Raw genomic sequence first — 12530 nt, 5'->3', positions numbered from 1 at the left:
AACATGGTACCCGTCTAAACAGTGAAAGACTGATCACGACAAACAGATAGCGATGGTCAACAATGACGCTGCTTTTCATCTTTGACATGGATGACGTGCTCTATGAGTACGACTGGCGTGCACGCATGGCCGCAATGAGCGAGCTGACCGGCCTCAGTTTTCTCGAACTGCGTCGCCTCTGGTGGCACGATGACGGCGAATTCGGCGCCGAAGCTGGCCTCTACCCCACGGGTGACGAGTACCTCGCAGCGTTTGAACGTGCAATCGGTCAGTCAGTGGATGTCGCACGCTGGGTCGAGATCAGAGCAGCAGCAATGACGGTGTGGCCCGATTCCATCGCAGCTGCACAACGCGCTTCCGAGCTAGGACAGGCGACCCTGCTCACGAACAACGGAGCCCTCCTTGGCGATCATTTGCCCACCCTCGCCCCTGAACTCGTAGATATTTTCGGCGACAACCTGCGCACCTCAAGTCACTACGGGGCGCGCAAACCCGATCCGGCAGTCTATGAACGAACCCTCGATGCCTATGGTGTTGATGCCCGCAACGCTTTCTTCGTTGACGACATGCAGGTGAATGTGGAATCAGCGCGGCAACTCGGAATAACAAGTCACCAATTTCTCGATTGCGCCGGACTACACCGTGCTATCGAAGAGTTCGCCAACGCGCGCGCCTAAAACGACCGCAGCACAAGCGACGCTGGCACGCGAGAGCGGGCCAGAAGCGCGTTCCTAGAGCAGCGCGGTAGTCGCGCGATCTCGGCCGAGCAAGTCTTTGTGGTGGGCAACAGCATTCCAACCGTCTGCCGTGAGCAGCGCGGCCAATGCCGAGGCTTGCTCTTCGCCATGCTCGAGCACGAGAGTGCCACCCTGGTGCAAAAGCCGGCGTGCCGTCGTTGAGACGCGGCGTACGACATCCATGCCGTCTTCTCCTCCATAGAGCGCCAGAGCGGGGTCGTGGAGCTGCACTTCGATGTCGCGCGGGATTGCGGCCGCGGGAATGTAAGGCGGGTTCGAAATCACAACATCGACGGTGCCGTTGAGTTCAGGAAAGGCATCCCCGAGGTCAGCGTTGATGAGAGTCGCGTTATCGGCGCCGTAGCGACGAAAGTTTTCGCTCGTGTATGGCATCGCGTCGGGCGACAGCTCGACCGCATAAATACGAGCGCGCGGCACCTCTGTGGCCATTGAGAGAGCAATCGCTCCACTACCGGTGCCAAGATCGACACCGATCGGCTCAGGAGTAGCACTCGCATTGAGCGCATCGATCGCGAACTGCACCACTGTTTCTGTCTCCGGGCGTGGCACAAAAACACCGGGGCCAACCCGAAGCTCAAGATTTCGGAACGGCGCCATGCCCGTAATGTGCTGCAGAGGTTCGCGAGCGGCGCGGCGAGCAAAGAGTTCGCGCACTGTCGACTCCACCTCCGCAGGCACTGTCGACCCGGTGACCACGCGAACACGAACCTCACCGCGGCTCAATTCAAGAACGTGCGCTACGAGAAGTTCGGCATCCACAGCGGGACTCTGCACTCCCGCGGCAGTCAACAATTCAGTGCCGCTGCCCAGAAGGTCAGCGACACTGATGTTGTGTGCAGATGTCACTTCAGGCTTAGGAGTCGTTGCCGACTGCCGCCAAGCGCGCCTCTTCATCAGCCATGATGCACGACTGGATGACAGGCTCGAGAGCACCGTTGATCGCCTGGTCAAGGTTGTAGGCCTTGTATCCCGTGCGGTGATCAGCGATGCGGTTCTCAGGGAAGTTGTACGTGCGAATGCGCTCGGAGCGATCCATGGTGCGAATCTGACTCTTGCGGTATTCGCTCGCCTCAGCGTCCGCTTCTTCTTGATAGCGGGCGAGGATGCGCGCACGCAGCACTCGCATACCGGCTTCGCGGTTTTGCAGTTGCGATTTCTCGTTCTGCATGGCCACGACGATGCCGGTCGGAAGGTGAGTAATACGAACAGCGGAGTCCGTTGTGTTCACCGACTGGCCACCGGGGCCCGAGGAGCGATACACGTCGATCTTGAGATCGTTCTGGCTGATCTCGACCTCTTCTGGCTCGTCGACCTCAGGGAAAACGAGCACTCCAGCAGCAGAAGTGTGGATGCGGCCTTGAGACTCAGTGGCAGGCACACGCTGAACGCGGTGCACTCCCCCCTCGTACTTCAAGTGCGCCCACACGCCCTCAGCGGGATCGCTCGAGTTGCCCTTGACGGCCAACTGAACATCTTTGATGCCGCCAAGATCGCTCGAGGTCTGCTCGATGATCTCCGTCTTCCACTTCTTTGACTCTGCGTAGTGCAAGTACATGCGCAGCAGGTCGCCAGCGAAGAGAGCCGATTCTGCACCGCCCTCCCCCATCTTGATTTCCATGATCACGTCACGGGAATCGTTGGGGTCACGCGGAATCAGGATGCGGCGAAGCTTCTCCTGCGCTGCATCCAGTTCCTCAGTAAGACCGGGGACCTCGGCAGCGAAAGACTCATCTTCGTCAGCCATTTCTGTGGCTGCCGCGAGATCATCGGTCAACTGACGCCAGTTGTTGTAGGCCGCGACAATGCGCGACAACTCGGCGTAACGTCGGTTGACTTTCTTCGAGCGGACCGGATCTGAGTGGAGCTCGGGGTCAGCTAGCTGACCCTCGAGCTCCCCATGCTCGGTCAGCAGCGACAGTACTGACTCGAACATAGTTAGTCCTCTTTTTTACCGTTAGTGGAAGGAAGTGATTTCTGGATCTGCATGAGGAACTCAACGTTCGACTGCGTTTCCTTGAGTTTATTCAACACGATCTCGAGAGCGGCCTGCTGATCGAGACCTGCAAGAGCGCGACGCAAGTTCCAGGTGACCTTCACTTCGTCAGCACCGAGAAGCATTTCCTCACGACGCGTGCCGGAGGCATTGAAGTCGACTGCCGGGAAGATGCGCTTGTCAGCGAGCTGGCGCGAGAGACGAAGCTCCATGTTGCCGGTGCCCTTGAACTCTTCAAAGATAACTTCATCCATCTTCGAGCCAGTCTCAACGAGAGCCGTCGCGATGATCGTGAGCGAGCCGCCCTCTTCAACGTTGCGAGCCGCACCGAAGAAACGCTTCGGCGGGTACAGCGCTGCAGAGTCGACGCCGCCCGAAAGGACGCGGCCCGACGGCGGCGCCGTCAGGTTGTAGGCACGGCCGAGGCGCGTGATCGAGTCGAGCAAGACAACAACGTCGTGACCGAGCTCAACGAGGCGCTTAGCGCGCTCGATAGCAAGTTCAGCGACGGTGGTGTGGTCTTCAGCTGGACGGTCGAAGGTCGAAGCAATAACTTCGCCCTTGACGGTGCGCTGCATGTCGGTGACTTCTTCAGGGCGCTCGTCGACGAGAACGACCATGAGGTGAACCTCAGGGTTGTTCTTCGAGATCGCGTTCGCAATAGCCTGCAGAACCTGCGTCTTGCCTGCCTTGGGCGGCGAAACGATGAGACCGCGCTGGCCCTTGCCGATCGGAGCAGCAAGGTCAATGATGCGGGTCGACAGCATGGTCGACTCGGTTTCAAGACGTAGACGCTCCTGCGGGTAGAGCGGGGTGAGCTTGCCAAATTCAACGCGGTCGGCTGCCTCTTCAACGGGCAAACCGTTGATCGAGTCGATGCGCACGATAGCGTTGTACTTCTGGCGGCCCTGGCTGTTGTCGCCGTCACGAGGCTGGCGGATGGCACCAACGACAGCGTCGCCCTTGCGCAGGTTGTACTTCTTGACCTGACCGAGCGAAACGTAAACATCGCTGTTGCCGGGAAGGTAACCAGTGGTGCGAACGAAAGCGTAGTTGTCGAGAACGTCGAGGATGCCGGCAACCGGGATCAAGACGTCATCATCGGTGATCTCTGGCTCGAAGTCGTCCCCCATGTTGCCACGGCCACGCTTGCGGTCACGGTAACGGCCACGTCCACCGCGCTCGGAATCAGCGTCGCCACCGCGTGAGTCGTCCTGGTTGTTCGGGCCGTTGGTGCCGCGGTTGTCATTGTTGCCGCGGTTGTCGCGGTTGTCGCGGTTTTCCCGAGGCTCGCGGTTCTCACGAGGTTCGTTGCCGCCACCGTTGTTGTTCTGGCGACGGTTGTTGTTCTGACGACCTGAACCATCGGCGTTCTGGCCGTTGCGGCTGCGGTTGCGGTTGCGGTTACGCCCCGAACCCGACTCACCGTCGGAGTTGTTGTCGCCATCGTTATCACTGTCGGAATCGGAATCTGATGATCCACGGCCGGAGTTGTTGCTCTTGTCGCTGCCGCTGTCGGAGTTGTCCGCAGTGTTGGCGTTGTTGTCACGCTTGTTACGGCCAGCGTTGCGACCCTTGCCAGCATCGCTGCCCTTGTCGGCGTCGCCGCCCCTGTCGGAATCGCTCTGCGCCTTGTCTGGCGTGGCATCGGTTGACGCGCCAGAGTTGGCGTCATCGTTCGAGCCCGACGTGGCTTCTGCGGCGCGGCTTGAGCTGCGACGGTTGCGCTTAGGCGCTGCGGCGGCTGCGGCGGCATCCGATGATGCTGGTGCATCGGTCGGTGCGCTCGAGGTTGCTGCAGCATCCGACTCGCTTGCTGCTGGTGCAGCGTCGACCTTCTTCTTTCGAGGAGCCGTCTTTGGCTTCTGCTCTGCGGCACCGGTTGACGGCGCAGCGTCTGCTGCGGGAGCAGCAGGATCAGTTTTCGGTGCAGCAGTCTTTGGTGCAGCGGTCTTGGCAACCTGCGGGGCGCCAGCGGGAGCTTCGGAGCCTGCGATCGCGGCGCCGTCGACGCTCGTGACACGGCGCGAAGCGCGCTTGCGTGCGGGAGCTACTTCAGCTGCTGTTGATGCTGCTGCATCTGTTGATGCGGATGGTGCGGTGTTGCTGTTCTTCTCGTTGATAGCTTCCACGAGTTCTCCTTTGCGAAGTTTTGAAGTGCCGGTGATGCCGCGTTCGGCTGCCATTGCTTGAAGCTCGGGCAGTCGCAACGCGCTCAGCGCGGCACGGGAATCCACGCTTGATGCGTGGTTGTTGACGTCAGTCACTACTTGGGGTTCCTTTCCCCAACCACGCTTTCGAGCGATGGTGGAGAGCTAGTCGCTCACCGATGTCTACGCGGATGCGCAGGAATCTAATTCGGGGATGCGACGGGTGAAGTGCAACCGGGATGCTACGACTACGCCGTAGCTTCTACCTGGTGCTCAATCACTGTAGCACCTTTGAAGTCCACAGCTAAGAGTAGGCATTCCCAAGGCGTGGCGGCGTGTTCCTGCACGAGTGCCATAGCCTCAAGTCTTCTCGCTGGGTCGTCGGCGAGCACGAGCACAGACGGGCCGGCACCAGAAACTACGGCGGCGTGACCGTGGGAGCGCAGCATCCGAATCAGTTCAGTTGTCTCGGGCATCGCTGCAGCCCGGTAGTCCTGATGAAGTCGGTCGCCGGTGGCCTCGAGCAACAATTCGGGGCTCTGGGCAAGAGCTGCGATGAGCAGTGCCGCCCGGGAAACGTTGTAAACCGCATCAGCGTAGGGCACCGTTTCTGGCTGCAAGCTGCGCGCATGGGCCGTTGACACCCGAAAGTCGGGAACACAGACGAGAGGTGAAACTCCGCGATGCACGATCAACTTCTTCGCTTGCGGCCCGGTCTCGGTGCTCCATGCGATCGTGAGTCCGCCCAAAAGGGCTGGTGCGACATTGTCGGGGTGCCCCTCTAGCTCGGTTGCGAGCACCAGGAGCGTCGCGGCATCCATCTCGACGATGCCCTCGAGCAGCCCCTTGGCTGCCATTACTCCAGAAACGATCGCCGCCGCAGAGGAGCCGAGCCCTCCACCGTGCGGGATGACGTTGCTTGCGCTCACATGCAGTGCTGGCATTGTCTGCCCGAAGTGGGTAAAGCAATGCTGAATCGCTTGGATCACCAGGTTGGACTCGTCGGTGGCAACAATGCCGGCGCCGACACCCGTGACATCGATCGTGACACCCGAGCCCTCTACCGCTGTGACGATGAGTTCGTCATAGTGCGAAAGGGCAAGCCCGAGCGTGTCGAAACCTGGACCAAGATTCGCTGAGGTCGCCGGCACACGCACTACGACGCTGCGACCGACCAGCGAGGTCATGCCTTGGCCAACCCCAGAACGCTGGCGACCTCAGCGGTGTCAACGGGAACAATCTTGGGCGTGATATCGTCGCCGCTTGCCGTCTTGAGCGCCCACTGTGGGTCTTTCAAGCCGTGACCGGTGACGGTAAGAACTACTGTCGATCCGCGAGGGATCTGACCAGCTTCTGCGCGCTCCAACAAGCCCGCAACGCTGATTGCGGATGCCGGTTCAACAAAGATGCCGACTTCGGCAGACAGAATGCGTTGAGCTTCAAGAATCTTGGCATCGCTGATGGCACCGAAGTAGCCATCGGAGACTTTGTGGGCTTCGGTGGCGAGGTGCCACGAAGCGGGATTTCCGATGCGGATGGCGCTAGCGATTGTTTCGGGATGCTTGACCACTTCGCCGCGAACGATCGGTGCACTGCCTTCGGCTTGGAAACCAAACATGCGCGGCAACTTGGTGGTGGCCGAGCGTGCAAGTTCTTCGCTGTAGCCCCGGAAGTATGCGGTGTAGTTTCCGGCATTGCCGACGGGAACGATGTGGAAATCGGGGGCATCGCCCAAGACCTCAACGACCTCGAACGCAGCAGTCTTCTGGCCCTCGATGCGGTCAGGGTTAACGGAATTCACGAGGTGCACGGGGTAGTTGTCTGCGAGATCGCGAGCGATATCGAGGCAGTCATCAAAGTTGCCCTGAACCTGAATGAGTTCGCCATTGTGGGCGATGGCCTGGCTGAGCTTGCCCATCGCGATCTTGCCCTCAGGCACAAGAACAGCGGCGGTAATTCCGGCGTGAGCGGCATACGCTGCTGCCGACGCTGACGTGTTACCGGTCGAGGCGCAAATGACCGCCTTCGCACCGTGCTCGACTGCCTTGGAAATGGCCATTGTCATACCGCGGTCCTTGAAAGAACCGGTCGGATTCATGCCCTCGAACTTGACCCACACGTTCGCACCAGTGCGCGCAGAGAGAGCTGGAGCAGGAAGAAGCGGTGTGCCACCCTCCCCCAAGGTGATGATCGGAGTTGCATCAGAGATGTTCAAACGATCTGCGTACTCGTGAAGAACGCCTCGCCACTGCCGATTCTTGATTTCGCTACCCACTGGTTAAAGCCCCTCAACTCTCAAAACGGACACAACTTCACGCACAACCGAATTCTCGGCAAGCGCGGCCACCGTGGCGGCAAGCGACTCATCTGTCGCCTCATGCGTCACAGTAACTAGGGTAGCGCTAGGCACACCCTCAGTTACTGCGCCGACGGTCTGGTTGACCGCCTCAACAGAGACTCCATGATCGCTAAAGACTGCGGCAATTGACGCGAGCACACCCGGCTCATCGACAACCGTCAAGGTGATCTGATAGCGCGTCATTACGCTCGAGATCGGCAAAATAGGAAGATTGGCGTGCGTGGACTCGGCAACGCCGGGGCCGCCAATGACGTGCCGACGTGCAGCAGAAACGACATCGCCAAGAACCGCGGATGCCGTCTCGAGTCCGCCAGCGCCCGCGCCGTAGAACATGAGACTGCCTGCAGCCTCGGCCTCAACAAAGACGGCATTGTTGGCACCGTGCACGGCAGCAAGGGGGTGAGCTAGCGGTACGAGCGCAGGGTGCACCCGCGTGCTTACCCCGTCAAAGCCGCTGGAAGCATCGACGATTCGTTCGCAAATTGCGAGCAGTTTGACGACGTAGCCAGCTTTGCGGGCAGCGACGACCTGCTCGGCGGTGACGCCTGTAATACCTTCACGGTGCACAGAGTCGAGCGGCACACGCGTGTGGAACGCGAGGCTCGACAGGAGCGAAGCTTTCTGGGCGGCGTCATAGCCTTCGATGTCGGCTGTGGGGTCTGCTTCGGCATACCCGAGGCGAGTTGCCTCGGCGAGGGCGTCGTCAAAACTGTCGCCCGTGGCATCCATGCGGTCAAGAATGTAGTTTGTGGTTCCGTTGACGATTCCGAGGATGCGCTGCACGCGGTCACCGGCGAGGCTGTCACGTAGCGGGCGAATGATGGGGATCGCACCGGCAACGGCGGCTTCGTAGTAGAGCTGGGCGCCAACCTGAGCGGCTTCTTCGAAGAGCTCGGCACCGTGGTGAGCGAGCAGGGCCTTGTTGGCGGTGATCACGTCGGCCCCGGAGTGAAGTGCCTTGAGAATCCAGGTGCGAGCGGGCTCAAGCCCACCAATCAGCTCGATCACGATGTCGGCGCCAACGATGAGCGACTCTGCATCGGTCGTGAGCAACTCCTTCGGGATGTTGGTGTCGCGCGGTGCATCAAGGTCACGAACGGCGACTCCGACAACTTCAAGCCCGGCTCCCGCGCGGGCAGCAAGCTCGTCGGCGTGCTCGAGCAATAGTGCGGTGACCTGTGATCCGACACTTCCTCCGCCCAAAACTGCGACGCGAAGGTTGCGGTATTCGATCATTCAGATTCTCCCGATGGTGTAATTCCTGCGTCGCGGCTGAGTAAGTCTTCTTCGGTTTCACCGCGCACAATAATGCGAGCTTTTCCGTCACGCACAGCAACTACGGGTGGCCGCGCGAGGTAGTTGTAGTTGTTCGACATCGCCCAGCCGTAGGCGCCCGTTGCCGGTACAGCGATAATGTCGTCTGGCTCAATATCTCCAGGCAAGTATTCGGCGCGCACAACGATATCGCCCGCTTCACAGTGCTTTCCCGCAATCCGGGCGAGCGTCGGCTCAGCCTGCGAAACGCGATTGGCAATCCGGGCCGAATAATCGGCACCGTAGAGGGCAGTGCGAAGGTTGTCGCTCATGCCGCCATCTACGCTCACGTACTTGCGCACAGCTTCACCGTCAACAAGCACATCTTTGATTGTGCCAACCGTGTACAGCGTTGTCGTCGATGGCCCAATGATGGAACGGCCTGGTTCAATCGCAATGCGAGGAACAGCGATGCCCAGGCGTGCACATTCGGTTTCCACAATGGTGGCAAGCGACGCGGCAAGTTCGGCAACCGGCAACGCCTCGTCTGCCGAGGTATAGGCGATGCCGAAACCACCGCCAAGATTCAGCTCAGGCACCGGACCCTCAGCAGACAGTCGCGCATGCAACTCAAGCAAACGCTGCGCCGCCTCCGCAAAGCCAGCAGTATCGAAAATTTGCGAACCAATATGCGAATGGATGCCCACAAACTCCAACGAGGAGTGCGAACGAATGTGCGTCACCACAGCCTCAGCATCCGACAACGGAATCCCAAACTTCTGGTCTTCACGTGCTGTCGCCAAATACTCGTGAGTTGACGCGTGAACCCCGCTATTGATGCGCAAGCGCACCGGCTGGGTTCGACCGTGCCGTGCGGCGGCTTCAGCAACCCGACCGATTTCGACGACGCTGTCGATAACGATGGGGCCGATGCCCGCGCGCACGGCACGGTCGATCTCGGAAAAACTCTTGTTGTTGCCGTGGAATCCCAGTCGCGACGCGTCGACACCAGCCGCGAGCGCAACAGCCATTTCGCCGGCGCTAGCAACATCGATGTTGAGGCCGGCTGCCGTCATCCAGCGGGCAACTTCGGTGCACAAAAATGCTTTGCCCGCGTAGTACACCTTGACGCTCGAACCGATGCGAGCGAACTCGCTATCGAAGGCATTCTTGATCTCGGTGGCGCGCGCGATTGCATCCGCTTCGTCGATGACGTACACGGGGGTGCCAAAGTCACGAACAAGTTCACTAGCGGTAACGCCGGCAATCGCGAGTTCGCCAGTTTCTGTGCGCGCCGCATTATGCGACCAGACGGTCGACGGCAAAGAGTTTGCTTCGGCGGGAGCGTTTAGCCACTCGGGCGCCAGCGGATTCGCGAACACAGTCGCACCTCACAGAGATGTAGACGAAAAGCGGCGGATTGTGTCCGCACGAGCGTAGGGGATGCAGACCACTCTAACGGCAGTCTCGGCTAGCGCTGAATCGAGTTACTCCGCAGCGCAAACGCCGTATTGCTGCCATCGGTCATCGCCGAGGGCAATGCCATCTGCGCTGAGCTGGATGACGAGGTCAGAACCCTCAACCGCGACGGAGTCGATCGTGAGCGCTGCGGGCATCGACGAGGCAACGCAGAACTTTTGCGAGCTAAGGAGGCTGCCAGCAAGCCCAGAAACGAGAGGGTTGTTTCGTAGATCGGCAACCGAAATTTGTTGATCTCCTAGGAGCACCGATTGCGGCTCAAACTCGAGGGAATCCCCCGCCGCCACTGGCAAGAGGTCAAGCGCGACCGGGATGCGGATGAAGAGCAGTTGGAACACGGTGGAGACCCGGATCGCTGGCTCCTGCAATTCGATGGAATCGAGCTCGATGCCGCTGAGCGTGCTCGCCAATTTGGTGATCTCAGAGTTCGGGATTGATGCCTCCATCGTGAAGGTGTCAAGCGCGCCAGAGGGAAGCAACGGTACTTCTGTCGCCACAATGTGGGCGGATGCTTCGAGGCCGTTCACTTCGACACGATCGAGTTCGACTGTCACGACATCGATTCCGCCGGTGAGTGCTTGCAGCACGAGGGAGCCAGAGCCGAGGTCAACAGCGACGCCATCCGTTGACTCAATTCCGAGCGAAGAGGCGATTTCGTCGCGCACCAGAGTCTCGGCGGCAGCGCGCCCTGCCGTCTCAACGAGCACAACACCAAGGATCAGGATGACCGCGATGATGCCGCCAGCGATCCACCAGCCTCGCCAACCACGACGACGCGATTGCGGACGGGATGCTGACTGAGAGCCATCATCGAGAACAAGTTCGACAGTGGGCTGCTGGTCTGTGTCTGCCACGAAATCTACATCCGCTCCGGTGCACTGACGCCGAGCATCCAGAGCGCATTGCGCAGAACCTGGCCGACAGCGTCATTGACCCAGAGCCGAGTGCGGTGCACATCGGTAACCTCTTCATCGTTCATCGGCGTGACCCGGCACTGGTCGTACCAGCGGTGGTAGCTGCCCGCGAGTTCTTCCGCGAAGCGCGCGATGCGGTGCGGCTCGCGCAACTCTGCGGCCTGAGCCACGATGCGCGGGAATTCAGCAAGAACACCCAGCAGGATGCTCTCGGTTTCGTTCGTGAGTAGTGAGGCATCGAAGACGCTGCGATCCACTCCCGACTCCCCCGCATTGCGAGCAACGCTGTGCGTGCGGGCATGCGCGTATTGCACGTAAAACACGGGGTTGTCGTTCGTGCGCTTCTGCAGAATCTCCGGGTCGAGGTTGAGCGGCGAATCGGAGGGGTAGCGGCCGAGCGAGTAGCGCAGGGCATCCGTTCCGAGCCATTCGCGCAGGTCGTCGAGCTCAATGATGTTGCCGGCGCGCTTAGAGAGGCGAGCGCCGTTGATGCTGACGAGCTGCCCGATGAGCACCTCGATGTCTTTGTTGGGGTCGTCACCGGCCGCGCCGGCGAGCGCCTTGAGACGGTGAACGTAACCGTGGTGGTCGGCACCGAGTAGGTAGATCTTGTGGGCGTAGCCACGGTCACCCTTGCTCAAGTAGTAGGCCGCATCGGCAGCAAAATAGGTGTAGATGCCATTGCCGCGCTTGATCACACGATCTTTGTCATCACCAAAGTCGGTGGTCTTGACCCACACTGCGTCATCGATATCGGCGACGTGGCCCTGAGCCCGCAAACGCTCAACGGCCGTATCGATCGCGCTCTTGCCGTCGTCCTTCACCGCGTGAAGGTCACGCTCACTGAACCAGACATCGAAGTGCACGTTGAACGCAGCAAGTGACTTCTTGATCTCGCCGAGCTGAAGTTCGTAGCCACGCTCGCGCGCCACAGCGATCGCAGCATCGTGGTCAAGTTCAAGAATTTCGGGGTTCGACGCGAGCACACGCTGAGCGAGTTCCGCAATGTAGGCACCCGGATACCCGTTCTCGGGGGTCGGTTCGCCCTTCGCTGACGCCAGAATTGACGCCCCAAAGTTGTCCATCTGGTTTCCGGCGTCATTGATGTAGAACTCGCTAACCAGCTCAGCACCGGCAGCTTTCAGGATGCGGGCCAGTGAATCGCCGAGAGCGGCCCAGCGAGTGTGACCGATGTGCAGCGGGCCGGTGGGGTTCGCCGAAACGAATTCCACGTTGATGGTTTGCCCGGCAAGCGAAACGTTGTTGCCATACACATCACCCTGCTCGACGATCGTCTTCGCGAGTGCGCCAGCGGCAGCAGCATCCAGCGTGATGTTAATGAAACCGGGGCCTGCGACATCCACCGAAGCAATGCCGTTGATCGCACGAACCTGTTCGGCAATCTCAGTTGCGAGCTCTCGGGGGTTGGCCCCGAGCGCTTTCGCCAATTTCATAGCGATGTTGGATGCCCAATCACCGTGATCGCGATTTCGCGGTCGCTCTAACACCAGATCGGTCACGGTCAGGCCCAGATCGGGCGTGCCGCGGTCCGCCGCAATGCGGGAGACGACAGAGAGCAGGGTGGCAGAAAGATCAGCAGGATTCACTCCTTAAGAGTACTGG

10 protein-coding genes are annotated in these 12530 nt (G+C 60.1%); 1 reads left to right on the top strand and 9 read right to left on the bottom strand.

Features of this window, described 5'->3' with window-relative positions; all coding sequences use genetic code 11:
* Nucleotides 1–62: 62 nt before the first annotated feature.
* Nucleotides 63–677, top strand: a complete 615-nt coding sequence (locus tag AC061P_RS04980) for an HAD-IA family hydrolase (protein WP_449648853.1) — start codon at nt 63–65, stop codon at nt 675–677.
* 54 nt (nt 678–731) lie between these two features.
* On the opposite strand, the gene prmC is transcribed toward AC061P_RS04980, so the two are convergent.
* The 9 genes from prmC to argS all read right to left on the bottom strand — a co-directional run bounded on the left by prmC (nt 732) and on the right by argS (nt 12514).
* On the bottom strand, nt 732–1604 hold the full coding sequence (gene prmC / locus AC061P_RS04975) for a peptide chain release factor N(5)-glutamine methyltransferase (protein WP_480391989.1): 873 nt from the start codon (nt 1602–1604) through the stop codon (nt 732–734).
* A gap of 7 nt (nt 1605–1611) precedes the next feature.
* Nucleotides 1612–2691 (bottom strand): peptide chain release factor 1, encoded by a 1080-nt coding sequence (gene prfA / locus AC061P_RS04970; protein ID WP_449648851.1) that lies wholly within the window; start codon nt 2689–2691, stop codon nt 1612–1614.
* Nucleotides 2692–2693: 2 nt separating this feature from the next.
* Entirely contained in the window at nt 2694–5018 is a 2325-nt protein-coding gene (gene rho / locus AC061P_RS04965) for a transcription termination factor Rho (RefSeq protein WP_480391988.1), read from the bottom strand.
* Between the two features lie 131 nt (nt 5019–5149).
* A complete protein-coding gene (gene thrB / locus AC061P_RS04960) occupies nt 5150–6088 on the bottom strand; it encodes a homoserine kinase (RefSeq protein ID WP_449648849.1) in 939 nt (312 codons plus the stop codon).
* Nucleotides 6085–7176 carry a threonine synthase gene (thrC, locus tag AC061P_RS04955; protein WP_449648848.1) on the bottom strand — a complete coding sequence of 364 codons (1092 nt, stop codon included), beginning with the start codon at nt 7174–7176 and terminating at the stop codon, nt 6085–6087. Before thrC ends, thrB begins: the two co-directional genes overlap by 4 nt.
* 3 nt (nt 7177–7179) lie before the next feature.
* Nucleotides 7180–8496: a homoserine dehydrogenase gene (locus AC061P_RS04950; RefSeq protein WP_480391987.1), complete on the bottom strand. Its 1317-nt coding sequence runs from the start codon at nt 8494–8496 to the stop codon at nt 7180–7182.
* Nucleotides 8493–9896 carry a diaminopimelate decarboxylase gene (gene lysA, locus AC061P_RS04945; RefSeq protein WP_480391986.1) on the bottom strand — a complete coding sequence of 468 codons (1404 nt, stop codon included), beginning with the start codon at nt 9894–9896 and terminating at the stop codon, nt 8493–8495. The genes AC061P_RS04950 and lysA overlap by 4 nt, the downstream gene beginning before the upstream one ends.
* 105 nt (nt 9897–10001) lie before the next feature.
* Nucleotides 10002–10847: an LmeA family phospholipid-binding protein gene (locus AC061P_RS04940; protein WP_480391985.1), complete on the bottom strand. Its 846-nt coding sequence runs from the start codon at nt 10845–10847 to the stop codon at nt 10002–10004.
* Between the two features lie 5 nt (nt 10848–10852).
* Nucleotides 10853–12514 (bottom strand): arginine--tRNA ligase, encoded by a 1662-nt coding sequence (argS, locus tag AC061P_RS04935; RefSeq protein ID WP_480391984.1) that lies wholly within the window; start codon nt 12512–12514, stop codon nt 10853–10855.
* Between the last annotated feature and the right edge of the window lie 16 nt (nt 12515–12530).

The sequence above is a fragment of the Rhodoglobus sp. G.S.4 genome (assembly GCF_056619605.1).
Note: the sequence above shows the minus strand (reverse complement) of the source record. Positions and strands in the feature narration are given on the sequence as shown.

Excerpts from the sequence above, each read along its gene's own strand:
- thrB (WP_449648849.1), bottom strand. The coding sequence starts at position 6,088 with ATGACCTCGCTGGTCGGTCGCAGCGTCGTAGTGCGTGTGCCGGCGACC.
- AC061P_RS04950 (WP_480391987.1), bottom strand. The coding sequence starts at position 8,496 with ATGATCGAATACCGCAACCTTCGCGTCGCAGTTTTGGGCGGAGGAAGT.
- AC061P_RS04980 (WP_449648853.1), top strand. The coding sequence starts at position 63 with ATGACGCTGCTTTTCATCTTTGACATGGATGACGTGCTCTATGAGTAC.
- prfA (WP_449648851.1), bottom strand. The coding sequence starts at position 2,691 with ATGTTCGAGTCAGTACTGTCGCTGCTGACCGAGCATGGGGAGCTCGAG.